The sequence below is a fragment of the Pseudomonas sp. B21128 genome, assembly GCF_044218865.1.
GTDB lineage: Bacteria > Pseudomonadota > Gammaproteobacteria > Pseudomonadales > Pseudomonadaceae > Aquipseudomonas > Aquipseudomonas iridis.
On the sequence record NZ_CP162590.1, the window covers coordinates 298653 to 324250 of the forward strand.

General features: G+C 58.1%; 21 protein-coding genes and 1 other RNA gene. 11 read left to right on the forward strand and 11 right to left on the reverse strand.

Annotation, left to right across the window (positions count from 1 at the left end; genetic code table 11):
* The 6 genes from carB to grpE form a co-directional block, all read right to left on the reverse strand.
* Positions 1–3222 carry a carbamoyl-phosphate synthase large subunit gene (gene carB, locus AB4P91_RS01370; protein WP_150595095.1) on the reverse strand — a complete coding sequence of 1074 codons (3222 nt, stop codon included), beginning with the start codon at positions 3220–3222 and terminating at the stop codon, positions 1–3.
* 126 nt (positions 3223–3348) lie between these two features.
* The gene (carA, locus tag AB4P91_RS01375; protein WP_395604153.1) at positions 3349–4485 is read right to left on the reverse strand and encodes a glutamine-hydrolyzing carbamoyl-phosphate synthase small subunit; all 1137 of its coding nucleotides are present in this window, start codon (positions 4483–4485) and stop codon (positions 3349–3351) included.
* Between the two features lie 257 nt (positions 4486–4742).
* The gene (dapB, locus tag AB4P91_RS01380; protein WP_150595097.1) at positions 4743–5549 is read right to left on the reverse strand and encodes a 4-hydroxy-tetrahydrodipicolinate reductase; all 807 of its coding nucleotides are present in this window, start codon (positions 5547–5549) and stop codon (positions 4743–4745) included.
* 9 nt (positions 5550–5558) lie between these two features.
* On the reverse strand, positions 5559–6683 hold the full coding sequence (gene dnaJ / locus AB4P91_RS01385) for a molecular chaperone DnaJ (RefSeq protein ID WP_150595098.1): 1125 nt from the start codon (positions 6681–6683) through the stop codon (positions 5559–5561).
* Positions 6684–6980: 297 nt separating this feature from the next.
* Positions 6981–8897: a molecular chaperone DnaK gene (gene dnaK / locus AB4P91_RS01390; protein WP_150595099.1), complete on the reverse strand. Its 1917-nt coding sequence runs from the start codon at positions 8895–8897 to the stop codon at positions 6981–6983.
* A 102-nt stretch (positions 8898–8999) separates the two neighbouring features.
* Entirely contained in the window at positions 9000–9566 is a 567-nt protein-coding gene (grpE, locus tag AB4P91_RS01395; RefSeq protein ID WP_042557580.1) for a nucleotide exchange factor GrpE, read from the reverse strand.
* A gap of 241 nt (positions 9567–9807) precedes the next feature.
* Between grpE and recN the strand changes: the two genes are divergently transcribed.
* On the forward strand, positions 9808–11481 hold the full coding sequence (gene recN / locus AB4P91_RS01400; RefSeq protein WP_150595100.1) for a DNA repair protein RecN: 1674 nt from the start codon (positions 9808–9810) through the stop codon (positions 11479–11481).
* 75 nt (positions 11482–11556) lie between these two features.
* On the opposite strand, the gene fur is transcribed toward recN, so the two are convergent.
* On the reverse strand, positions 11557–11961 hold the full coding sequence (gene fur / locus AB4P91_RS01405; RefSeq protein WP_150595101.1) for a ferric iron uptake transcriptional regulator: 405 nt from the start codon (positions 11959–11961) through the stop codon (positions 11557–11559).
* A gap of 97 nt (positions 11962–12058) precedes the next feature.
* Here fur and AB4P91_RS01410 point away from each other — a divergent pair, with 97 nt between their 5' ends.
* Positions 12059–12586, forward strand: a complete 528-nt coding sequence (locus AB4P91_RS01410; protein WP_150595102.1) for an outer membrane protein assembly factor BamE — start codon at positions 12059–12061, stop codon at positions 12584–12586.
* 60 nt (positions 12587–12646) lie between these two features.
* Here AB4P91_RS01410 and AB4P91_RS01415 read toward each other — a convergent pair whose 3' ends face one another.
* Genes AB4P91_RS01415 through AB4P91_RS01425 form a run of 3 tightly spaced genes read right to left on the reverse strand, consistent with a single transcriptional unit; the run spans position 12647 to position 14799 of the window.
* The gene (locus tag AB4P91_RS01415) at positions 12647–12961 is read right to left on the reverse strand and encodes an RnfH family protein (protein WP_210701350.1); all 315 of its coding nucleotides are present in this window, start codon (positions 12959–12961) and stop codon (positions 12647–12649) included.
* Complete coding sequence (locus tag AB4P91_RS01420) at positions 12954–13388, reverse strand: type II toxin-antitoxin system RatA family toxin (RefSeq protein WP_016986510.1); 435 nt, start codon at positions 13386–13388, stop codon at positions 12954–12956. The genes AB4P91_RS01415 and AB4P91_RS01420 overlap by 8 nt, the downstream gene beginning before the upstream one ends.
* A 7-nt stretch (positions 13389–13395) precedes the next feature.
* Entirely contained in the window at positions 13396–14799 is a 1404-nt protein-coding gene (locus AB4P91_RS01425) for a sodium-dependent transporter (protein ID WP_150595104.1), read from the reverse strand.
* Positions 14800–14918: 119 nt separating this feature from the next.
* Between AB4P91_RS01425 and smpB the strand changes: the two genes are divergently transcribed.
* Positions 14919–15401: an SsrA-binding protein SmpB gene (smpB, locus tag AB4P91_RS01430; protein WP_007900551.1), complete on the forward strand. Its 483-nt coding sequence runs from the start codon at positions 14919–14921 to the stop codon at positions 15399–15401.
* 119 nt (positions 15402–15520) lie between these two features.
* Here the strand turns inward: smpB and AB4P91_RS01435 are convergent, their stop codons facing one another.
* Positions 15521–16288 (reverse strand): FCD domain-containing protein, encoded by a 768-nt coding sequence (locus tag AB4P91_RS01435; protein WP_042557575.1) that lies wholly within the window; start codon positions 16286–16288, stop codon positions 15521–15523.
* Between the two features lie 261 nt (positions 16289–16549).
* Between AB4P91_RS01435 and AB4P91_RS01440 the strand changes: the two genes are divergently transcribed.
* The 8 genes from AB4P91_RS01440 to ssrA all read left to right on the forward strand — a co-directional run bounded on the left by AB4P91_RS01440 (position 16550) and on the right by ssrA (position 25541).
* Positions 16550–18244: a lactate permease LctP family transporter gene (locus AB4P91_RS01440; protein WP_150595105.1), complete on the forward strand. Its 1695-nt coding sequence runs from the start codon at positions 16550–16552 to the stop codon at positions 18242–18244.
* A 161-nt stretch (positions 18245–18405) separates the two neighbouring features.
* Positions 18406–19230 (forward strand): (Fe-S)-binding protein, encoded by an 825-nt coding sequence (locus AB4P91_RS01445; RefSeq protein ID WP_150595106.1) that lies wholly within the window; start codon positions 18406–18408, stop codon positions 19228–19230.
* Positions 19227–20681 carry a LutB/LldF family L-lactate oxidation iron-sulfur protein gene (locus AB4P91_RS01450; protein WP_395604154.1) on the forward strand — a complete coding sequence of 485 codons (1455 nt, stop codon included), beginning with the start codon at positions 19227–19229 and terminating at the stop codon, positions 20679–20681. Before AB4P91_RS01445 ends, AB4P91_RS01450 begins: the two co-directional genes overlap by 4 nt.
* On the forward strand, positions 20681–21352 hold the full coding sequence (locus tag AB4P91_RS01455; RefSeq protein ID WP_395604155.1) for a lactate utilization protein C: 672 nt from the start codon (positions 20681–20683) through the stop codon (positions 21350–21352). The genes AB4P91_RS01450 and AB4P91_RS01455 overlap by 1 nt, the downstream gene beginning before the upstream one ends.
* Positions 21349–24159 (forward strand): FAD-binding and (Fe-S)-binding domain-containing protein, encoded by a 2811-nt coding sequence (locus AB4P91_RS01460; RefSeq protein ID WP_395604156.1) that lies wholly within the window; start codon positions 21349–21351, stop codon positions 24157–24159. The genes AB4P91_RS01455 and AB4P91_RS01460 overlap by 4 nt, the downstream gene beginning before the upstream one ends.
* A gap of 130 nt (positions 24160–24289) precedes the next feature.
* Positions 24290–24571 (forward strand): hypothetical protein, encoded by a 282-nt coding sequence (locus tag AB4P91_RS01465; protein ID WP_395604157.1) that lies wholly within the window; start codon positions 24290–24292, stop codon positions 24569–24571.
* Between the two features lie 205 nt (positions 24572–24776).
* On the forward strand, positions 24777–25052 hold the full coding sequence (locus AB4P91_RS01470; protein ID WP_150596485.1) for a hypothetical protein: 276 nt from the start codon (positions 24777–24779) through the stop codon (positions 25050–25052).
* Between the two features lie 96 nt (positions 25053–25148).
* Positions 25149–25541: a transfer-messenger RNA gene (gene ssrA / locus AB4P91_RS01475) on the forward strand.
* Positions 25542–25598 lie beyond the last annotated feature (57 nt).

Sequence of the window (25598 nt, forward strand, 5' to 3'; positions counted from 1 at the left end):
TCATGCCTTCAATCCTGCGTGTAGATCCTGCAAGCGACGCACGGTCTTTTCCGGACCGAACTTCAGCGCTTCACAGATAGCTTCGCCAGCAGCAATGGTGGTGGTGCAGTAAATCTTGTGCTGCAAGGCATTACGACGAATGGAGTAGGAATCGGCGATCGACTGACGACCTTCGGTGGTGTTGATGATCAGCGTGACTTCGTCATTCTTGATCATGTCGACCACGTGCGGACGACCCTCGGTCACCTTGTTCACACGGCGCACTTTCAGGCCTGCGGCTTCGATCAGCTTGGCAGTACCGGCAGTGGCAACCACTTCGAAGCCCAAGTTGATCAGATCACGGGCCACGCCTGCAACCAGTGGTTTGTCATCATCACGCACACTGATGAATGCAGTGCCGCCGGTTGGCAGCACTTCGCTCGCGCCCATTTGGGCTTTGGCGAACGCTTCACCGAAGGTGTCACCGACACCCATCACTTCACCGGTCGACTTCATCTCTGGGCCGAGGATCGGGTCAACGCCAGGGAATTTGGCGAACGGGAAGACCGCCTCTTTCACGCTGTAGAAGTTCGGGATGATTTCTTTAGTGAAGCCGATTTCTTTCAGGGTTTTACCTGCCATCACGCGAGCCGCGATCATGGCCAGGGAAACACCGATGCACTTGGATACGAACGGCACGGTGCGGGAAGCGCGCGGGTTGACTTCGATGACGTAGATGTCTTCGCCTTGCAGCGCCAATTGCACGTTCATCAGGCCGACAACGCCCAGTTCCAGGGCCATTTTCTTGACCTGTTCGCGCATCTCGTCCTGGATGTGCGCCGGCAGCGAGTACGGCGGCAGCGAGCAAGCGGAGTCACCGGAGTGAACGCCAGCCTGTTCGATGTGCTGCATGATCGCGCCGATGACCACGTCTTTACCGTCGCAGACCGCATCCACGTCCATCTCGATGGCGCAGTTGAGGAAGTGGTCGAGCAGCACCGGGCTGTCGTTGGACACTTTCACCGCGTCACGCAGATAGCGCTTGAGCTCTTCTTCTTCGTAGACGATTTCCATCGCACGGCCGCCCAACACGTAGGACGGGCGAACCACCAGCGGATAACCGATCTTGGCCGCAGCGCGAATCGCTTCGTCTTCGCTGCGCACGGTAGCGTTTGGCGGCTGACGCAGGTTCAGGCGCTCAACCATTTGCTGGAAGCGCTCACGGTCTTCGGCGCGGTCGATGGCGTCAGGGCTGGTGCCGATGATCGGCACGCCAGCGGCTTCCAAGGCGCGAGCCAGTTTCAGCGGGGTCTGGCCGCCGTACTGGACGATGACGCCTTTCGGCTTCTCGACGCGGCAGATTTCCAGCACGTCTTCCAGGGTTACCGATTCGAAGTACAGACGGTCGGAAGTGTCGTAGTCAGTGGAAACGGTTTCCGGGTTGCAGTTGACCATGATGGTCTCGTACCCGTCTTCGCGCAGAGCGAGGGCGGCGTGTACGCAGCAGTAGTCGAACTCGATGCCCTGACCGATACGGTTTGGACCACCGCCGAGGATGATGATCTTGTCGCGACCCGACGGCGCTGCTTCGCATTCTTCCTCGTAGGTCGAATACATATAGGCGGTATCAGTGGCGAACTCGGCAGCGCAAGTGTCAACGCGCTTATAGACCGGGAACACTTCCAGCTTGTGACGATGAGTCCGCAGGTTCTTCTCGGTAACACCCAGCAGCTTGGCCAGACGCTGATCGGAGAAGCCTTTGCGCTTGAGCTTGAACATCAGGTCGCGGTCGATCGAGGACAGACCGAGGGTCTTGACCTTCTCTTCTTCCTTGATCAGATCTTCGATCTGTACCAGGAACCACGGATCGATCATGTTCATGCCGAAAATCTCTTCGACAGTCATGCCGGCGCGGAAAGCGTCGGCCACGTACCAGATACGCTCGGCACCCGGCACGGTCAGTTCGCGCTTGAGCACGCTCATGCTTTCCGGATTGCTCAGGTCGAGCTTCTCGTCCAGGCCGCAAACGCCCACTTCCAGACCCCGCAGGGCTTTCTGCAGGGATTCCTGGAAAGTCCGGCCGATCGCCATGACCTCACCCACCGACTTCATCTGAGTGGTCAGACGCGCGTCAGCCTTAGCGAATTTTTCGAAAGCAAAGCGTGGCAGCTTGGTGACGACATAGTCGATCGACGGCTCGAAGGACGCCGGGGTCTTGCCGCCAGTGATGTCGTTCGACAGTTCGTCGAGGGTGTAGCCCACAGCCAGTTTGGCCGCGACTTTGGCGATCGGGAAACCGGTGGCCTTCGAAGCCAGGGCCGAAGAACGCGATACGCGCGGGTTCATTTCGATCACGACCATACGGCCAGTGTCCGGGCAGATACCGAATTGCACGTTGGAACCGCCGGTCTCGACGCCGATCTCGCGCAGTACCGCCAGGGAGGCGTTACGCAGGATCTGGTATTCCTTGTCGGTCAGGGTCTGAGCCGGGGCAACAGTGATCGAGTCACCGGTGTGCACGCCCATCGGGTCGAAGTTCTCGATCGAGCAGACGATGATGCAGTTGTCCTTTTTGTCACGGACAACTTCCATTTCATATTCTTTCCAGCCGATCAGCGATTCGTCGATCAGCAGCTCTTTGGTCGGCGACAGGTCCAGACCACGGGCGCAGATTTCTTCGAACTCTTCACGGTTGTAAGCGATACCGCCGCCGGTGCCGCCCATAGTGAACGACGGACGGATGATGCACGGGAAGCCGAGGGTTTCGAGAACCGCGTTGGCTTCTTCCATGCTGTGGGCGATACCGGAGCGCGGGCACGCCAGGCCGATGGACTTCATCGCCTTGTCGAAACGCGAACGGTCTTCAGCCTTGTCGATGGTGTCGGCGTTGGCGCCGATCATTTCCACACCGAACTTCTCCAGAACGCCTTCGCGCTCCAGGTCGAGGGCGCAGTTCAGAGCGGTCTGACCGCCCATGGTCGGCAGCAGTGCGTCTGGACGCTCTTTCTCGATGATCTTGGCAACGGTCTGCCACTTGATCGGTTCGATGTAAGTCGCGTCGGCCATCGACGGGTCGGTCATGATGGTGGCCGGGTTGGAGTTCACCAGGATGACGCGATAACCCTCTTCGCGCAGGGCTTTGCAAGCCTGGGCGCCGGAGTAGTCGAATTCGCAGGCCTGGCCGATAACGATCGGGCCAGCGCCGAGAATCAGGATGCTTTTAATGTCTGTACGTTTTGGCATGGGTTTGTCACTCAAATCCGCAGGTCAGTCGGCAAGCCGTCTTGATCGATTTCTGAAGCCTCGAAGGGGCCGCCGGTAGCGGGGCCACCCTCGAGGGGCTTCTCTCTACAGTCTCAAGGCGAACGCTTAGCGTCGCTTGGCCATCTCGTTGATGAAGCGGTCGAACAGTGGCGCCACATCGTTCGGGCCCGGGCTCGCTTCAGGGTGACCCTGGAAGCTGAACGCGCTCTTGTCGGTGCGCTCAATCCCTTGCAGGGTGCCGTCGAACAGCGATTTGTGGATCGCGCGAACGTTGGCTGGCAGGGTTACTTCGTCTACCGCAAAACCGTGGTTCTGGCTGGTGATCATCACGACGCCAGTGTCCAGATCTTGTACCGGGTGGTTGGCACCGTGGTGGCCGTGCCCCATTTTCAGGGTCTTGGCGCCGGAAGCCAAAGCCAGCAGCTGGTGACCGAGGCAGATGCCGAATACCGGAATTTCGGTTTCCAGCACTTCCTTGATCGCCTTGATGGCGTAGTCGCATGGCTCCGGGTCACCAGGGCCGTTGGACAGGAACACGCCATCCGGTTTCAGCGCCAGTACGTTGGCAGCAGGCGTTTGCGCCGGCACGACGGTGACGCGGCAGCCGCGTTCGACCAGCATGCGCAGGATGTTGACCTTGACACCGTAGTCGTAGGCAACCACGTGGTATGGCAGCTCGGAGGCTTCGATGGTCGCGTGGCTGTCGGTTTTCAGGTCCCAGACCGTCGAGCGCCATTCGTATTGCTTCTTGGTGCTGACGACTTTCGCCAGATCCATGCCCTTCAGACCCGGGAAGCCTTGCGCTGCGGCAATGGCGGCTTCTTCGGAGATGTTGTCGCCGGCCATAATGCAGCCGTTCTGGGCGCCTTTTTCCCGCAGGATGCGGGTCAGGCGACGGGTATCGATACCGGCGATTGCCACAACATTGTTGGCTTTCAGGTAATCGTCCAGGGACATCGTGTTACGCCAGTTGCTCGCCACGAGCGGCAGGTCGCGGATGACCAGACCGGCAGACCAGACGCGATCCGACTCGGCATCTTCCGGCGTGGTGCCGGTGTTGCCAATGTGCGGGTAGGTCAGGGTAACGATCTGTTGGGCGTAGGAAGGATCGGTAAGGATTTCCTGATAGCCGGTCATTGCGGTGTTGAACACCACCTCACCAACGGTTTGACCGTCGGCACCAATGGCTTCGCCGCGAAAAATGCTGCCATCAGCAAGGGCAAGTATGGCTGGCTTAGTCAAGAAGACCTCCCGTAAATAACGCATGAAAGGGCGATCGCAGGTTGTAAAAAAGCGGAATGACGTATGGACACGTCACCCCGCTTGTTCACTGAATAATTCTGCGCGCTTTTAGTGGACACACTAAAGCTGTAGCTTACAGAAAAAGGCTTTTTTGGTCTACCGCCAATGAGCCCGAAAGGGCAGAGAATGCGACAGGGCGTCGCTTGGCGGAAATAACCGGGCTCAAACCTGTGGTTTGAACCCGGTTTCTATAGCATTTAATGCAGGTCGAGCACGTCTTGCATGTCGTAAAGGCCCGGCGCGCGACCCTCCAGCCACAACGCAGCGCGCACCGCTCCCTTGGCGAAGGTCATGCGACTGGAAGCCTTGTGCGTGATTTCGAGCCGCTCACCTTCACAGGCGAACAGCACCGTGTGATCACCGACCACATCCCCACCGCGCACCGTGGCAAAACCAATGGTTTCACGCTCGCGTACACCGGTGTGCCCTTCACGCCCATAGACCGCAACCTTCTGCAGATCACGATCCAGCGCGCTGGCAATCACTTCACCCATGCGCAACGCCGTACCCGACGGCGCATCGATCTTGTGCCGGTGATGCGCTTCGATGATTTCGATATCCGCATCATCACCCAGCACTCGCGCAGCCATATCAAGCAGCTTCAGCGACAGATTCACCCCGACACTGAAGTTGGCGGCGAACACGATGGGAATATCCTTGCCCGCCTCGGCCAACAGATGTTTCTGCGCAGCATCCAGCCCAGTCGTGCCGATCACCATGGCCTTGCCTGCCTTACGACAGAAGGCCAGGTTTTTTAGCATGACTTCAGGCAGCGTGAAATCGATCAGCACATCGAACTCGTCAGCGACTGATTCGACATGACCAGACAACGGCACGCCGATTCGCCCCAGCGATGCCAACTCACCGGCATCGACGCCGATCAGCGTGCTGCCCGGGCGAACGATCGCGGCAGTCAGCCCGGTCAGCGGCGCGCGCTGCTGCACGGCCTCGACCAGAATCTTACCCATGCGCCCGGCGGCGCCCATCACTGCAATACGTCGCATGCCGACTCCTTACAAATCGCCGAAGAAGCGCTTTACACCGTCGAACCAACCGGTGGTTTTCGGCGAATGACTGTTGTCATCGGCCAACGAGCTGCGGAACTCTTCCAGCAATTCACGTTGACGACGGTTCAGGTTGACCGGGGTTTCGACGGCCACACGACACATCAGGTCGCCCGCACCACCGCCACGCACTGGCGCCACGCCTTTACCGCGGACGCGGAACTGCTTGCCGGTCTGCGTGCCTTCGGGGATTTTCAGTTTGACGCGACCGTCGAGGGTCGGAATCTCCAGCTCGCCGCCCAACGCTGCATCGACAAAGCTGATCGGTACTTCGCAGAACAAATGCTTGCCGTCACGCTGGAAGATGTCGTGTTCGCGGACGTTGATGACCACGTACAGATCGCCAGTCGGACCACCCTGAGTCCCCGCCTCGCCTTCACCAGACAGACGGATGCGATCGCCAGTATCAACGCCGGCCGGTACTTTGACCGACAGGGTTTTGTACTCTTCGACACGACCGTCGCCATGGCAGGAATCGCACGGATCGGAAATGATCTTGCCTTGGCCATGGCAGCGCGGGCAGGTCTGTTGAACCGAAAAGAAGCCTTGCTGCATGCGCACCTGACCGATGCCGCCGCACGTCGGGCACGTCGAAGGCGACGAGCCTTTCTTGGCGCCCGAGCCATCGCACGGCTTGCAATTGACCAGTGTCGGCACGCGGATATTCACCGAGGTGCCACGCACTGCTTCTTCCAGATTCAGCTCCAGGGTGTAGCGCAAATCGCTGCCACGCTGCGCGCCGCCACGGGAACCGCCGCGACCGCCGCCGAAGAAGTCACTGAAGACATCGCCAAAGATGTCAGAGAAATTCTGACCACCGAAACCGGCACCGCCGCCACCCATGCTCGGATCTATACCGGCATGCCCATACTGGTCATACGCAGCGCGCTTGCTCGAGTCGGACAGCACTTCGTAGGCCTCGTTGGCCTCTTTGAACAGATCTTCCGACGCTTTGTCATCGGGATTACGGTCCGGGTGATGCTTCATCGCCAGACGACGGTAAGCCTTCTTCAGGTCCGCATCGCTTGCGCCACGCTCAACACCCAACACTTCGTAATAGTCACGCTTTGCCATAAGTTCTTCGCACTCTTGAGGACGTTCGGCAAACCCCTCCTGAGGATGGCCAAACTCGTTGAGCCCCAATACAGGCCCGGACCCAACTCACGTCAATTCAACGATCCTGGTCTTTGATTCATGCGGTACTTTCGGCGCGAAAAGCAGGAGCATTCCCGGCCATACCACCAACACGCGAACCTTGTCGCATGCTGTAAAAATTCGCGTATTCCAGATACGCCAACGCGGGAGCAAGCTCCCGCGCGGCGACATCCTACCAGTCACCGCCTGAAGGCAGTCAACCGGGCGACCAACAACTTACTTTTGGTCTTTGACTTCTTCGAACTCGGCATCGACAACATCGTCAGCTTTTTCAGCTTTCTCGTCGTGCGGCGCCGCGCCTTCAGCAGGCTGAGCCTGTTCGGCGTACATCTTCTGAGCAACCGGAGCGGAGACTTTCGACAGCTCTTCGACTTTCGCTTCGATGGCAGCCTTGTCGTCGCCTTTCACAGCGGCTTCCAGAGCAACCACGGCAGCTTCGATCGCAGTCTTCTCTTCGGCGGTAACTTTGTCACCCGCGTCAGCGATCATTTTGCGAGTCGAGTGAACCAGTGCATCACCCTGGTTACGGGCGCCCGCCAGCTCTTCGAACTTGCGGTCTTCCTCGGCATTCGCCTCGGCGTCACGCACCATGCGCTCGATTTCTTCGTCGGACAGGCCGGAGTTGGCCTTGATCACGATCGACTGAGTCTTGCCGGTCGCCTTGTCTTTCGCGCCGACGTGCAGGATGCCGTTTGCGTCGATGTCGAAGGTTACTTCGATCTGCGGCACGCCACGTGGTGCAGGTGGAATGTCGGCCAGGTCGAACTTGCCCAAGGACTTGTTCTGCGTGGCTTGCTTACGCTCGCCTTGCAGGACGTGGATGGTCACGGCGCCCTGGTTGTCGTCGGCAGTCGAGAACACTTGCGATTTCTTGGTAGGAATCGTGGTGTTTTTCTCGATCAGCGCGGTCATCACGCCACCCATGGTTTCAATACCCAGGGTCAGCGGGCTGACGTCGAGCAGCAGAACGTCTTTCACGTCACCGGCCAGAACGGCGCCCTGGATAGCAGCACCCATGGCAACAGCTTCGTCCGGGTTAACGTCTTTACGCGCTTCTTTACCGAAGAAATCGGTCACCAGCTTCTGTACCAGCGGCATACGGGTCTGACCACCGACCAGAATCACGTCGTTGATCGCGCCAACGTCCAGACCTGCGTCTTTCATGGCGATGCGGCAAGGCTCGATGGTGCGCTGAACCAGGTCTTCAACCAGTGCTTCGAGCTTGGAACGCGAAATTTTCACGTTCAAGTGCTTAGGACCGGTGGCATCTGCAGTGATGTACGGCAGGTTGACGTCGGTCGACTGAGCGGACGACAGCTCGATCTTGGCTTTCTCAGCGGCTTCTTTCAGGCGCTGCATGGCCAGCGGGTCACCTTTAAGGTTCATGCCGCTTTCTTTCTTGAATTCGTCAACGAGGTAGTCGATCAGACGAATGTCGAAGTCTTCACCGCCCAGGAACGTGTCACCGTTGGTGGCCAACACTTCAAACTGGTGCTCGCCATCAACTTCAGCGATCTCGATTACCGATACGTCGAACGTACCGCCACCCAGGTCGTAAACGATCACGGTGTGATCGCCCTTGGCCTTGTCCATACCGTAAGCCAGAGCAGCTGCGGTTGGTTCGTTGATGATGCGTTTAACGTCCAGACCCGCGATGCGGCCGGCGTCTTTGGTCGCCTGACGCTGGCTGTCGTTGAAGTAGGCCGGAACAGTGATCACTGCTTCGGTGACTTCTTCGCCGAGATAATCTTCGGCGGTCTTTTTCATCTTTTTCAGGATTTCAGCCGAGATTTGTGGCGGTGCCATTTTCTGGCCGTTCACTTCAACCCAAGCGTCGCCGTTGTCAGCCTTGGCGATTTTGTAAGGAACCATCTGGATGTCTTTCTGCACAACTTCTTCGTCGAAACGACGACCGATCAGACGCTTTACGGCGTACAGGGTGTTGTGCGGGTTGGTGACGGCCTGACGCTTGGCAGACTGACCAACCAGAATTTCGCCATCGTTGGCGTAAGCGATGATCGACGGCGTGGTACGCGCGCCTTCAGCGTTTTCAATAACTTTTGCCTTGCCGTTTTCCAGCACGGAGACGCAGGAGTTGGTAGTCCCCAGGTCGATACCGATAATTTTGCCCATGTTAACTCTCCCGAAACTTTGGATTTGGATGCCGCAGCAGTGGTGGCTGACTGCGGTAGCACTTAAACGCTTGACTTCTAAATGGGGGCCTTGCGGCTAATTTCAAGCCTGCTCATCAATAGAAGGCGAAACTGGCGCTGGTGCCTTGCTGACCACGACCATGGCCGGGCGCAGCAGGCGACCGTTGAGCTGATAGCCCTTCTGGAACACCTTCAAAACGCTGTTCGGCTCGACGTCTGCGCTTTCCTGCATGGCCATTGCCTGATGCTGAACGGCGTTGAACGGTTCGCCATGCGGATCGATCGCTTCAAGCTGATAACGCTTGAGGGTGTCGTGGAACATTTTCAGGGTCAGCTCGATACCTTCGCGCATCGGACGAATGCTTTCGTCGTCCGGGTTCGACAACTCGAGGCCGCGCTCCAGGCTGTCGACGATTGGCAGCAGGTCGCTGGCGAATTTTTCCAGCGCAAACTTGTGCGCCTTCTCCACGTCCTGCTCGGCACGACGACGGACGTTCTGCAGATCGGCAGCAACACGCAGAGACTGATCCTGCGCGGCGGCCAATTGCTCTTCGAGCACTTGTACACGGGTCGCCAGGTCGTCACCCGAACCCTCGGGCGCCTGATTGGCTTCTGGGTTTTGCTTATCTACTGTCTGTTCGTCAGCCATAGAATTCTCCTTTCAATATCGTCCGCGAGTTCGACTCGCGCTTCTGCCCCGATATATGGGGCCGCAAAATCAGTCTTCAAGGGGCTCAAGCATTAACCCTACAAAAAAGTGCTGCTTTTTTTCATTCCTCGATGTGCTAAGCATTTGCATTGCTCAAGCGAATCGACCTAAGTGAGGGCATTGTCAGCCCTGAACAAAACACTGTATAAATAACCAGACCTAAAGCCTGGGAGCGGCCTTTATGCTGGTGCACCTGTCCGTACATAACTACGCCATCGTTGAACATCTCGATCTTGAACTTGATCGCGGGATGAGCGTGATCACAGGGGAAACCGGCGCCGGCAAGTCGATCATGCTCGACGCCCTGGGCCTGACCCTTGGCGATCGTGCTGACAGCGGAGTCGTCCGCCCGGGCGCCGACAAGGCCGATATCCTGGCAACCTTCGACCTGGCCGATATCCCCGAAGCCAGCGCCTGGCTGGCCGAGCGCGATCTGGACATCGACGGGCCGTGCATCCTGCGCCGGGTCATCACTTCGGAAGGACGCTCTCGTGGCTATATCAACGGTACGCCCTGCCCACTTGGCGATCTAAAGTCCCTTGGCGAACTGCTGATCGATATCCACAGCCAGCACGAACACCAGTCTCTTCTGAAAACCGATACCCATCGTCGCCTGCTGGACGAATACGCTGGCGCGACCGACCTTGCCCGCCAGGTACAACTGGCGGCGCAGCGCTGGCGTCAGACTCGTCAGGAGCTGGAGCGTCTCTCCAACTCCGGCGACGAACAACGCGCTCGCCATCAACTGCTCAGCTACCAACTCGAAGAACTCGAAAACCTCGGGCTCGGCGATAACGAACTCGAACAGCTGGAGCAGGAACACAAGAACCTGACCAATGCTGAAACCCTGCTCGGCATTTGCCGACAAGTGGTCGAGCAATGCAGCGAAAGTGATTCCGGGAATGTGTTGAATGCGTTGACCGCCAGCCTTAATCGTCTGTCGAGCGTGAACAATTCCGTTGGCGCCCTCGGCGAAGCCAGCAGTTTGTTGACCAGCGCACAGATTCAGGTCGAAGAGGCTGTCGGTGAACTTAATCGCTTCCTTGATAACTTCGACGCCGACCCGGCACGCCTGCAATATCTGGAAGAGCGCCTCGACGCCATTTACACGCTGGCGCGCAAGCATCGGATCCAGCCGAACGAAGTCAGTGAAATGCAGCAAAAACTGCTGGATGAAATTGAAACGCTCAATGCCAATGACGAATCCATTGAGCGATTGGGCGAAGAGTTGGCCTCCTATGCCCGCCACTACCAGGAAAAGGCACGGGAGCTGAGCGATTTGCGCCATCAGGCAGCCGACAGCCTGGCCAGTGCAGTGGAGTTGGAGATTCAGCGTCTGGGCATGCCTGGTGGTCGATTCACCATTGAGCTGCGCGCCAACAGCAGCGACGAACTCTTGCCTAATGGCCTGGAACAAGTCGAATTGCTGGTGAGCGCCAACCCCGGCCAACCGCTGAAGGCGCTGGCCAAAGTCGCATCCGGTGGTGAGCTTTCGCGGATCAGCCTGGCAATCCAGGTAATCACTGCGCAGACCTCCCGTGTTCCAACTCTGGTGTTCGACGAAGTCGACGTGGGCATCGGCGGCCCGACGGCTGAAATTGTCGGCCAGTTACTGCGTCGACTTGGTGAGCGCGGTCAGGTATTGACCGTCACGCACTTGCCGCAAGTGGCAGCTCAGGGGCATCAGCATCTGTTCGTACACAAGGTACGCGGGGAAGAGGCAACACACACCGCCGTCTCCAAGCTGAGCAAGAACGACCGTATAGAAGAAGTGGCACGGATGCTCGGCGGTATCGATCTGACCAAAGAGTCTTTGGCGCACGCGAAAAAGATGGTCGTCACCGCAAAAGTTTAAGAATGGCAGAAAGCACGAAGGCGACCCTTGGGTCGCCTTCGCTCGTTTCGCGAACCTGAAATTCGCGCGACATGCTTACTTTTTCTTGCGTACGTACAGCACCAGATTGTGATCAACCATCTCAAAGCCATGCTTCTCGACGATCGACTTCTGAAGTTTTTCGATTTCTTCGTCGAAGAACTCGATCACTTCACCGGACTCCACGTCGACCATATGGTCGTGGTGGCCACCGTCAGCCAACTCAAACACTGCGTGGCCGCCGTCGAAGTTATGACGGACCACCAGGCCAGCGGCTTCGAACTGGGTCAGAACACGGTAAACCGTGGCCAGACCGACGTCCTCGCCCGCCTCCATCAACGCCTTGTAGACGTCCTCGGCACTCATGTGACGCTGCTCTGTAGAGTCGAGCATTTGCAGGATCTTGACCCGTGGCAGGGTCACTTTGAGGCCAGCTTTGCGTAGTTCGCTATTTTCAACCATGGTCAGCTTTCTCGCGATGCTGCTTCGCAGCTTCTCTTAATACGGGTATGATCGGCGTTTACGTTGTCCCAGCCAAGATAGTGGAAGTCGCCCACCGATGCAAAACACCAAGCTCTTGCTAACCAGTTTCACCTTTGTGGGACTGCTCGCACTCGCCGGTTGTTCATTCCCCGGGGTTTACAAAATCGACATCCAGCAGGGCAATGTCGTCACGCAGGACATGATAGACCAGTTACGCCCGGGAATGACCCGGCCGCAAGTACGGTTTATCATGGGCAACCCTCTGCTTGCCGACACGTTCCATGCCGATCGCTGGGATTATCTGTATAGCCTGCAACCTGGTGGCGGTGAACGTCAGCAGGAACGCATGAGTGTTATTTTCAACTCAAACGACCAGCTCGTCAGCCTGTCCGGTGACTTTATGCCGGGCGTGAGCCGTGACGAAGCCATTCTCGGCAAGGACAGTGGCACCAACGTGACCGCTCCTGCTGAAAACGCCGAGGAGCCAACACCGGAAAAACCGGCCAAGCCAGGTTCCTTGCTGGATCAGATCCAGAAGGACGTCGATGGTGTAGAAACCGTTCCGGTTCCGACGCCAGAGCCGCTGGACACCTCGCCGCAATAATTTGCGACGCAATAAAAAACCCGGAAATTCCGGGTTTTTTATTGCCTGCCGTTTGGCTTCTTACTGATTCCGGGCTTTTGCCTCAGCGGCCTTGGCAGCACGCAAACGCCGCACCTCTTTCGGATCGGCGAGCAACGGCCGGTAAATTTCGATGCGATCCCCAGCCTGAATCAGGCGAACCTCTGGATCAGCGATTACTTTGCCGAAGATCCCCACGGGGCATTCGGCCAGATCAAGCTCAGGGAACTCGTCGCCAATTCCGGACTTGAGCAAGGCATCACGCACCGTTACCCCTTCGGGAACACTGACCGTGCGCAAGACCTGACGATCAACGGCCGCGTACACGACCTCTATTTCGATCACCGACTCAACCATGCATCTGTTTGGCACGCTGACAGAATGCATCCACCAGCGTGTTCGCAGCCTGATTGAACAGCGGCCCCAGCGTGGCTCGCACCAACGGCCCGGCATAGTCGAACGACAGATCCAGGCTGATCTTGCAGGCCTTCTCGTTCAGTACCTTGAATACCCAGACGCCATGCAACTGATTGAACGGGCCTTCTTCAAGGTTCATCTCGATGGATTGCCCCGGCACCAGCGTATTGCGCGTCACGAAATGCTGACTGAGGCCGCCCTTGGCTACGCCGACACTTGCACGCATATGCTCAGGCGAGCTCTCCAGTACCTCGGCAGACGAGCACCACGGCAGAAATTCCGGATAACGCGCCACGTCATTGACCAGGTCGTAGAGAAATTGCGCCGGGTAAGGCAGCAGCGCCGATCGTTGAATATGTGTCGTCATGTAAGCGTTACTTCCAGAGCTGAGCGGCAAACACTACAAGAATGCCGATGGGCGCCACATAGCGCATCAAGAACAGGGACAGGGCGAACAGCGCCGGATTGCGGATCGACAACTCGTCGCGCACTGCTTCACGGCCCATCACCCAGCCTGCAAACAACACGAAACACAAACCACCGAGTGGCAACATGATCCGCGAGGTGAAGAAGTCGATCACGCCGAAGAAGTCCAGACCGCTTGCCGCACCCCATTGATAGAGGTGGAACATCCCGCCTTCGTTCACGAAAAACTTGGCTTGCTTCCAGATATTGAAGGAAAACACCGTGCCCAGACCGACGAACCAGCAGGTAAAAGCCAACCAGAATGTGACCCAAGCGCGGCTGATTTTCGTGCGTTCAACCAGGTACGCGACCATCGGCTCCAGCAGGGAAATCGCCGAACTCCAGGCGGCAACCGCCACCAGCACGAAGAACACTACCCCCATCAACTGGCCGAACGCTACGTTACCAAAGGCAAATGGCAGACTGACGAACATCAGGCCAGGGCCTTCGCTCGGGTTCAGCCCCGCGGCGAACACGATAGGAAACAAGGCCAGACCGGCCACCAGCGATACAAACGTATCGAGCAGCGCCACACCGACGACCGTGCCAGATAGCGACGAATTCTTCGGCATGTAAGCACCGTAGATCATGATCGAACCGACGCCGACGCTCAGCGAAAAGAATGCGTGCCCCATCGCTGGGAGCAACCCGTCGAGGACTTTTTCCGGGTGGAAGTCGAACATGAAATGCACGCCTTCCATGAAATGCCCGGTGGTCATGCTGTAGCCGAGCAGCACCAGAATCATCACAAACAGCAACGGCATCATGATTCGCAAGCTGCGTTCAAGCCCGGCGACCACGCCTTTGGCGATCACCAGCGCCGACAGCAGCATGAAAATCGTGTGCCAAAGTGTCAGGCGCCACGGATCAGCGATCACATTGCCGAAGTAGGCACCGACCTGAGCGGCCGTGGCACCTTGAAAGTCGCCACGCCCCATGTCGATGATGTAATCCAGCGACCAACCGCCGACCACACTGTAGAAAGACAGGATCAACAACGCCGTGATCATCCCGGCGAACGCGCCCCACGACCACTTGCCCGAATGCCCGGCTTCTACCGCCAGCACCTTCAAAGCGTTGGCCGGACTCTGCCGCGCACGCCGCCCGATCAGGGTTTCAGCCAACATGACCGGGATCCCGATCAACGCGATACATGCCAGAAACATCAGCACAAAGGCACCGCCGCCGTAGACCCCGACCATGTACGGGAACTTCCAGATACTACCCAGTCCCACGGCCGAACCGGTCGCGGCGAGTATGAATACCCAGCGGCTAGCCCAACTGCCGTGGACAGAAACCTTGTCTGTCGACATCGTTTATCACGCCCAAGCGTTAGAAAAAGAGGCCGCATTGTCCGGGATTCACTCAACCTGCTCAAGCACGCAGCATCACCGTAGCCGACAGCCGTTTATCTCCATATAATGCCGCCCCTATGGCTAAACAGAAGAAACACCCTACAGGGACCATCGCGCAGAACAAAAAGGCGCGACACGATTACTTCATCGAGCATAAGTTCGAGGCTGGTCTGGTCCTGGCCGGCTGGGAAGTAAAAAGTCTGCGGGCAAGCAAGCTGCAACTGGTCGACAGTTACGTGCTGCTCAAGGATGGCGAAGCATGGCTGCTCGGCAGTCATATCACGCCTCTGATGACCGCCAGCACCCACGTCATCGCTGACCCGACGCGCACGCGCAAGTTGCTGCTCAACCGCCGAGAGCTGGAAAAGCTCGCCGCGGCAGTGCAGCAAAAGGGTTACGCCTGCGTATGCCTGTCCTGGTACTGGAGCAAGCACATGGTCAAGTGCGAGATTGCTCTGGGCAAGGGCAAGAAGGAATACGACAAGCGTGACACCGAGCGCGAACGCGACGCCGGTCGAGAGTTGCAGCGTGCTGTGCGCAACAAGGGCAAGGAAGATTAATTTCTTCTGCCTTTAGAGCGTATTCGCGAGCAAGCTCGCTCCCACCTTGGAATGCATTTCAAATGGGGGAGCGAGCTTGCTCGCGAACGCTATTGCAGCATTACCACAGAAACCACTAATCACATCCCCTTGCGCCGCTCCGCCCGAGCCATGCGCTGAACTTCCTGCCGCACCTCCTCCAGCACTTCCTGCACATACAAAATGTGGCGACTGGAAACTTCCCGCGCCTGCTCCGCACGCCCCTCAATAATCGCCAGATACAATTCCCGATGCTGGGTGATCAGCATGTCGCGGGTTTCTGTGCGCTGTTTATACATGCCGCCGATGTTGGTCACGACGTTACGCTTGAGCAGATCAAACAACCCGCGAATCGTGTGCAACAACACCGCGTTATGACTGGCCTCGGCAATCGCGAGATGAAACTTCGCGTCCGCCGCGCCCTCTTCCACCCGACTCACTTCGTCATGACGCGAATAGCAGTCCTGTAACTCTTCGAACGCCGCAGTCAGCCGTTCGCGATCCACATCGGTCGCGCGCAATGCAGCGTAATAGGCGCACGATGCCTCCAGGGTATGCCGGAATTCCAGCAAATCGCGCTGCGCCTCAGGATTGCTTTCGAGCAGTTGCAGCAGCGGATCGCTGAACGTCGAACCCAGCGATTCCACCACGTAGTTGCCACCGCCCTGCTTGCTGACCAGCAACCCCTTGGCCGCCAGTTTCTGAATCGCTTCGCGCAACGATGGACGTGAAACCCCGAACTGCTCAGCCAGCGCGCGTTCAGCCGGCAGCCGCTCACCGGACTTCAGCGTGCCCTCGAGGATCATCCCCTCGAGCCGCTCGACAATATCGTCAGACAAACGGCGCTGACGTATCTGATCAAACCCCATAACTCACTTCTCCACGAGCCCGACCGCTCGCCGGGCTCTCTATTCTGGCCTATTGGCGCCATCACGACACCTACCAGACGACACCGCCCGAACCGAATCAGATGACGTCTGCACCGCTTATTCGACAAAAGTTTCAGGGCGACAAATTGACACACCCACATCAAGGCTTTTACCCTAGCCAACAGCGATTGTAAATTGGTCTTACCAATTAACCAAGAACGCTGACAGTGACTGACCAACAACAATTAGGGGCCACCCCATATGCAAACCTGGCAACAGATCTACAGCCCGCTCGGCAGTCTTGGCGTTTCCGCTCTCGCGGCCGTCATTCCCATCGTTTTCTTCTTCCTCGCGTTGGCGGTGTTCCGCCTCAAAGGTCATGTGGCCGGCAGCATCACGCTCGCCTTGTCCATCGCCGTGGCCATTTTCGCCTTCCAGATGCCGGTCGACATGGCGTTTGCCGCTGCCGGTTATGGCTTCGCCTATGGTTTATGGCCGATTGCCTGGATCATTGTCGCGGCGGTGTTTCTGTACAAGCTGACGGTCAAAAGTGGTCAGTTCGAAGTTATTCGCAGCTCCGTACTGTCGATTACTGATGACCAGCGCCTGCAGGTGCTGCTGATCGGTTTCTGCTTCGGTGCATTCCTGGAAGGTGCCGCCGGTTTCGGTGCGCCGGTCGCGATTACCGCTGCACTCCTTGTAGGCCTGGGCTTCAACCCGCTGTACGCCGCAGGCCTGTGCCTGATCGCCAACACCGCGCCGGTTGCGTTTGGCGCCCTGGGGATTCCGATCATCGTGGCCGGCCAGGTCACCGGCATCGACGCCTTCAAAATCGGCGCCATGACCGGTCGCCAGCTACCGCTGCTGTCGCTATTCGTGCCGTTCTGGCTAGTGTTCATGATGGACGGCATGCGCGGCGTACGTGAAACGTGGCCGGCCGCGCTGGTGGCGGGCCTTAGCTTTGCCATCACTCAGTACTTCACTTCGAACTTCATCGGCCCGGAACTGCCGGACATCACCTCGGCCCTGGCCAGCCTGATCTCGCTGACCCTGTTCCTGAAAATCTGGCAGCCAAAACGTACCGCTGGCGCGCAAATCGCCGGCGCGACGTCCAGCGCCGCCATCACCGGCAGCGTCGGCGGTTTCGGCCAGAAGCGCGCCACCGCGGTTTCGCCTTACAGCCTCTGGGAAATTTTCATCGCCTGGTCGCCGTTCCTGATCCTCACCGTGCTGGTGACAATCTGGACGCTCAAGCCTTTCAAAGCCATGTTCGCTGCCGGCGGCTCGATGTACGCGTGGGTGTTCAACTTCGCGATTCCGCACCTTGATCAATTGGTGATCAAGACTGCACCGATCGTGGCCGCACCGACCGCCATTCCAGCCGTGTTCAAACTTGATCCGATTTCTGCGACCGGCACGGCGATTTTCTTCTCCGCACTGATCTCGATGCTGGTACTGAGGATCAATTTCAAAACTGGTCTGACCACTTTTAAAGAGACCCTCTACGAACTGCGCTGGCCTATTCTGTCGATTGGCATGGTCTTGGCGTTCGCGTTCGTCACCAACTATTCCGGCATGTCCTCGACCATGGCTCTGGTGCTGGCAGGTACTGGCGCAGCGTTCCCGTTCTTCTCGCCGTTCCTGGGCTGGCTGGGCGTATTCCTCACCGGTTCCGACACCTCGTCCAACGCCCTTTTCAGTTCGCTGCAAGCCACCACCGCGCACCAGATCGGCGTCAACGACACCCTGCTGGTCGCGGCAAACACCAGCGGCGGCGTCACCGGCAAGATGATCTCGCCACAATCGATCGCCGTGGCCTGCGCCGCGACCGGTCTGGTTGGCAAGGAGTCGGATCTGTTCCGCTTCACCCTCAAGCACAGCCTATTCTTTGCAACGATCGTCGGCTTGATCACGCTGGCTCAGGCCTACTGGCTCACCGGCATGCTGGTGCACTAAACCTACAAGAAGACTACAAGCAACATGGAAATAACCGACGCCGGTTTGTGATTCCGGCGTCAGCAATTCACAACCCGGTCTGTAAGGCTGCTGAAAGCAACACTCTTTATATTCAGCAGCCTCAGCGGACGGATAACCGGGACAACCCGGAGACACGCCTGATGAGCGAGCTTTTTTACAACGCCGTGCCGAACGCGACCCGCGTGGCACCGCCACTGCCCGAACCTCGGCAATACCCCAGCGAGAAACCGTCGCGGGTCTATCTGTTCGGGACGTGTGTGGTCGATCTGTTCTACCCCGAAGCCGGGATGGACGCGATCCACTTGCTGGAGCGCGAAGGGATTCGGGTCGAGTACCCGCAAGGGCAAAGTTGCTGCGGACAACCGGCCTACACCTCCGGTTACACCGAGCAGGCGCGGACGGTGGCGCGCTCGCAACTGGCACTGTTCGCCGGGGATTATCCGGTGGTGGTGCCATCGGGCTCCTGCGCTGGCATGTTGCGCGAGCACTACGCCGACTTGTTCAAGGAAGAGCCAGAAACCTTGAAACAGGTTCAGGCCCTCGCGGCACGCACCTACGAATTGGCAGAGTTTCTGCTGTTCGTCTGCAAAGTGCAGCTCAAGGACAGCGGCGAGCCGGTAAAAGTCGCGCTGCACACGTCGTGCTCCGCGCGTCGCGAGATGAACACCCACCTGCACGGCCGCGAGTTGTTGGCGCAGTTGAGCAACGTGGAACGGGTCAACCACGACCACGAAAGCGAATGCTGTGGCTTCGGCGGGACATTCAGCGTCCGAATGCCAGACATTTCCGGTGCAATGGTGGCTGACAAGACCCGGGCGTTGAAGGAATCCGGCGCACACAGGATTTTGAGTGCCGACTGCGGCTGCTTGATGAACATCAACGGCTCGCTGGAGAAACAACAGGAAGCGTTGCGCGGCCAACATCTGGCCAGTTTCCTGTGGCAACGAACCGGAGGTGCGCAATGAGCACTTCCGCGATTATTCCTACGGTTGCCGTAGAAGAAGATTTCCGCACCCGGGCGCACAACGCCTTGGGTGACCCGCAGTTACGGAACAATTTCCGCACTGCCATGGATTCACTGATGTCCAAGCGGGCAGCGGCTTTTGGCGATGCCCACGAAAGAGAACATTTGCGCGCACTGGGCAACTCGATCAGAGCCCGCGCGCTCTCCAAGTTGCCCGACCTGCTCGAGCAACTGGAACAGAACCTGACCCGCAACGGTGTGACAGTGCACTGGGCGGAAACGGTGGACGAGGCCAATGGCATCGTCTTATCGATCATCCGTGCTCATGAGGCGCGGCAAGTGATCAAGGGCAAATCGATGGTCAGCGAAGAGATGGAGATGAACCATTTCCTCGAGGCTCAAGACATTGAATGTCTGGAGTCCGACATGGGGGAATACATCGTCCAGCTCGACCACGAGAAGCCTTCACACATTATTATGCCGGCGATCCACAAGAATGCCGGTCAGGTCGCGTCCTTGTTCCACGACAAACTTGGCGTGGAATACACCAAGGACGTTGACCAACTCATTCAGATCGGTCGCAGAGTCCTGCGGCAGAAATTCTTCGAAGCGGACATCGGCGTTTCCGGTGTCAACTTCGCCGTGGCCGAAACCGGTACCCTGCTGCTGGTGGAAAACGAAGGCAACGGCCGGATGACTACCACTGTGCCGCCGGTGCACATCGCCGTCACCGGCATCGAAAAAGTCGTCGAAAATCTGCGCGACGTGGTGCCGCTGCTATCGCTGCTGACCCGTTCGGCGCTGGGCATTCCGATCACCACTTACGTCAACATGATTTCCGGCCCGCGCAAGGAGCATGAACTCGACGGCCCGCAAGAAGTGCATCTGGTGCTGCTCGACAACGGTCGCAGCCAGGCCTTTGCCGACAGCGAATTGCGCCAGACCCTGAACTGCATTCGCTGCGGCGCCTGTATGAATCATTGCCCGGTCTACACGCGAATCGGCGGCCACGCCTATGGGGAGGTTTACCCCGGCCCTATAGGAAAAATCATCACCCCACACATGGTCGGCCTGGCCAAGGTGCCGGATCACCCGAGTGCGTCTTCGCTGTGCGGTGCCTGCGGTGAAGTGTGTCCGGTAAAAATTCCTATCCCCGCGCTGCTACGTCGCCTACGCGAAGAAAACGTCAAAGCCCCGGACAGCCCTCATAAAGTAATGCGCGGTCAGGGCAGCAAGTATTCGCGCAAGGAACGCTTTATCTGGAACGCCTGGGCCAGGCTCAATAGCTCGCCAACGCTGTACCGGCTGTTCGGCTTTTTCGCCACGCGCTTGCGCGCCCTCACGCCCAACAATGTTGGCCCATGGACGCAGAATCACAGCGCCCCCAAACCCGCCGCCCGCTCACTGCACGACATGGCCCGCGAGCACTTGGCCAAACAGGGAGACCGCTGATGAGCGCCAAGCAAAATATCCTCGGCAAACTGCGCAAAAGTCTGATCGGCGCCACGCCGATTGCCGACGATTTCGACGTAGAACTGGTAACTCAGCCATACACCTACAGCGCCGACCAGCGCATTCCGCAATTGCGCAAATTGATGGAAGCGGTCCATACCGAGATCCATCTGACGTGCGATGAGGAATGGCCTGCACTGCTCGCACAATTGCTGCACGACCGTCAGTTGCCGAGCCTGCTGATCGCGCCGACGACACCTCACGGTGCAAAAATCACACAACACTGGGCGAACAATCCTGATCTGCCGGCACTGAAATCCTACGACCGGCCGATGGAAGAATGGAAAGCCGAACTGTTCAACGACGCTCCGGCCAGTCTCACCGGCACCCTGGGTGCAATTGCCGCCACGGGCAGCCTGATTCTCTGGCCAACCCGCGAAGAACCACGCCTGATGAGCCTGGTACCGCCCGTACATTTCGCCCTGCTCAAGGCCAGCGAAATTCGCGACAACTTTTACCAGGTGCAACAGGAATTCCAATGGGCCCAAGGCATGCCGACCAACGCGTTGCTGGTGTCCGGCCCGTCGAAAACCGCTGACATCGAGCAAGTACTGGCCTACGGCGCCCACGGCCCGAAAGACCTCGTGGTGCTGATTCTGGAGGACCAATGACGCTTCCGGCGAATTTCCTGCGTGATGCGCAACAACTGATTCCGGCGGATCGCCGCTTCGACGATCCGCTGTCGACATTGGCCTTCGGCACCGACGCCAGTTTTTATCGACTGATTCCGCAACTGGTGATCCGCGTTGAATCCGAAGATGAAGTGGTGAAGCTGCTGCAATTGGCGCAGCGCGATCATGTGCCGGTGACCTTTCGCGCGGCCGGCACCAGTCTCTCCGGCCAGGCGATCAGCGATTCGGTGCTGATCGTGCTTGGGGATAACTGGAACGCTCGCGAAATACGTGGCCAAGGCACGCAAATCCGTCTGCAGCCGGGGGTCATCGGCGCGCAGGCCAATGCGTGGCTGGCGCCATTCGGACGCAAGATCGGCCCGGACCCGGCCTCGATCAACGCCTGCAAAATCGGCGGCATCGTCGCCAACAACGCCAGCGGCATGTGCTGTGGCACCGCACAAAACACTTATCACACGCTGGCAGGCATTCGCTTGGTACTGGCCGACGGCACGCGACTTGATACTGAAGACGCCGCCAGCGTCGCGGCGTTTCGTGCAAGCCATGGTGATCTGCTAGATCGCTTGGCGACGTTGAGCCGCGAGACCCGCGCCAATGCCGAACTGGCTGCCAGAATCCGCCACAAATATCGTCTGAAAAATACCACCGGCCTGTCGCTCAACGCCTTGGTGGATTTCGACGAGCCTGTGGATATCTTGAGCCACTTGCTGGTCGGCTCCGAAGGCACACTCGGTTTTATCAGTGCGGTGACTTACGACACCGTGATCGATCATCCGCACAAGGCTTCAGCGCTGATCGTATTCCCGGATGTGGAAACCTGCTGCAACGCAGTCACCGTGCTGAAAAGCCAGCCAGTGTCAGCGGTAGAACTGCTGGATCGACGCAGCCTGCGCTCGGTGCAGGACAAACCGGGCATGCCCGCTTTCGTACAGCTGCTGTCGAGCAATGCCTGCGCTCTGCTGATCGAATCCCGCGCCGCCTCTTCCACGTTGCTGCAGGAACAACTGGCGCAGATCATGGCGTCGATCAGCGGTTTCCCGGTAGAAAAGCAGGTCGACTTCAGCGAAGACCCCGTTGAGAACGCACGCCTCTGGGCGATCCGCAAGGACACCTTCCCCGCCGTCGGCGCCGTGCGTAAAACCGGCACCACGGTGATCATCGAGGACGTGACCTTCCCGGTGGAACAACTGGCGATCGGCGTAAACCGCTTGATCGAATTGTTCGAAAAACATTCCTACGACGAGGCGATCCTTTTCGGACATGCGCTGGAAGGCAATCTTCACTTCGTCTTCACACAAGGCTTCAACAACCCGGAAGAAGTCGCACGCTATCAAGCGTTCATGGACGATGTCGCGCAACTGGTGGCGGTGGAGTTCGGTGGCTCGCTCAAGGCCGAACACGGCACCGGACGCAACATGGCGCCGTTTGTTGAGCTGGAATGGGGCAGCGACGCCTATCAACTGATGTGGCAGCTCAAACGCCTGCTCGACCCCAACGGTATTCTCAACCCGGACGTGGTGCTCAGCGAAGATCCGCAGATCCACCTCAAGCATCTGAAACCGCTGCCGGCGGCTGACGAGATTGTCGATAAGTGCATCGAGTGCGGCTTCTGCGAACCGGTCTGCCCGTCGAAAGGCCTGACCCTGAGCCCGCGCCAGCGCATCGTGATCTGGCGCGACATTCAGGCGAAAAAACGCGCAGGCATCGACACCACTGAACTGGAAAAAGCCTACGAGTACCAGGGCATCGACACCTGCGCCGCAACGGGTCTCTGCGCACAACGCTGCCCTGTAGGCATCAATACCGGCGAGCTGGTGAAAAAGCTTCGCGGCCGACACGCAACGCACAAGAAAACCGCTGACTGGATCGAAGGAAATTTCGCCAAGACGCTGCAAGGCGCGCGCTTCACGCTGCATGTGGCGAATGGAGCGCGGATGCTGCTGGGGGCGCCGCGACTGGCGAAGTTATCAGCAACGCTGACCCGCTTGTCCAAGGGCCAGGTGCCGTTGTGGACGAACGCGATGCCACAACCGGAAAGAGCCATTCGCTTCAGTCCGACTGTGTCGGACGAACGCCCTCGAGTGGTTTATCTGGCCGCGTGCGTCTCGCGGATCATGGGGCCCGCGGCGGGTGACAAAGAGCAGATGTCGCTGTACGACAAAACCCGTGGACTGCTGGAAAAGGCCGGTTACCAGGTGGTCTTCCCCGACAATCAGGACAACCTTTGCTGCGGCCAACCATTCGCCTCCAAAGGCTATGCCGAACAGGCCGAGCACAAGCGTCAGGAGCTGATCAGCGCGCTGCTCCACGCCAGTCGCGGCGGGCTCGATCCGGTTTATTGCGACACCAGTCCGTGCACGCTGCGGCTGGTGCAGGACGTGGGAGATGTTCGCCTGGATCTGTACGACCCGGTGCGTTTCATTCGTACGCATCTGCTCGATCGGCTGGATTTCACGCCACAGGAAGCACCGATCGCCGTCCACGTGACGTGCAGCACTCAGCATTTGGGCGAGAGCCAGGCGTTGATTGATCTGGCGCGCAAGTGCAGCAAGAACGTGGTGATTCCGGAAGGCATTCATTGCTGCGGTTTCGCGGGGGACAAGGGCTTTACCACGCCGGAACTGAACAGCCACTCGCTGCGCACGCTCAAGGACGCGGTGCAGCATTGCAGTGAGGGAATTTCCACAAGTCGGACGTGCGAAATCGGACTGACGCAACATGGCGGGATCGACTATCACGGCCTGGTTTATCTGGTGGATCGGGTCACCCGAGCGAAGGCCTGCTGAAGAAATTCAGAACCCTTGAGCGAGACGGTAGTCCACAGAACAGGCCTCGAACAGTCGGGGCCTGTCCTTCTTTCGGTGACCCGCACTCACGGTCAGCGAAGTCCGGATTCCTCAGTGCAAGGAGATTCCCATGAAGCGTTCTGTACTGTTCGGCCTGTTCGTTACTGCCTCGATGATGGCGTCCACTTCGTTCGCAGATGGAAAACCAGGCGACCTGTGCGAGGCAAATCTACAGAAAATCAACAACTCCAAGTCGCAATACCAGACGTCGTCGGATCTGAATGCGCGCGTCTCGGCCAGTGTAAGCAAAGCCCAGGCCCTCAAAGCTCAGGGCAGGATCGACGACTGTCTCGCGGAAACCCAGCAAACCCTTCTGGACATCCAGAAAGCGACGGGTGATACCAAAAAATGACTTATAGCCCGACCAACCTGTAAGTCGGCCTGTTCGTCCCGGTTTTGGTGACCCAGCCTTTTCTTACCAGATGTAAAAAAAACCGAATTCCTGGGTGCCGTCGCGGTCGATTGAACAGGCCCGATCAGAACGGGACCTGTTACGACCTCGGCATCGCCGCCAGATCGTCCGGCAGCACCGAGACCAACCGTTCAAGGAGATACCCATGAAGCATTCTGCAATTGCTGGATTGTTCATCGCTGGTGCCCTGCTAACGTCGCCGGTATTTGCGGCAGACAAAGACCTTTGTGCCGGGAATCTTCAAATTATCAAGGACTTCGAGACCAGCCAGCCGGCTCTTTCGGAAAATACCGACGACAACATCAAAGCCGCCCGGGAAAAAGCCGAAGCGGCTCAAAAAGCCGGGAATGATAAGGAATGCGTTGCAATCACTTCCAACGTAGTCACGAAAATACAAACTCGTAATCCTGAAAATAAATGACGTACCAGAAGGTCAACCTTCGGGTTGGCCTTGTCCGCCGATTGGCGTACACTGCGCAGGCTTGTTGCTCACCAAGATGTACAGGGCAATGAGTTCGGGGCCGTTTAGGATTCGACGCCGGTTGCGAAACTTTAGGTGCATGCCGAGTTGGTAACAGAACTCGTAAATCCACTGTTGCAACTTTCTATAGTTGCCAATGACGAAACCTACGGGGAATACGCTCTCGCTGCGTAAGCAGCCTTAGCCTTCCCTTCTGGTACCTTCGGGTCCAGCAATCATCAGGGGATGTCTGTAAACCCAAAATGATTGTCATATAGAACAGAATCGCCGTGCAGTACGTTGTGGACGAAGCGGCTAAAACTTACACAACTCGCCCAAAGCACCCTGCCCTTCGGGTCGCTGAGGGTTAACTTAATAGAAACGGCTACGCATGTAGTACCGACAGCGGAGTACTGGCGGACGGGGGTTCAAATCCCCCCGGCTCCACCAAATTATCATCTAAAGGCGTCCACGGACGTCTTTTTTTGTGCCTGAAATCCAGTAAAT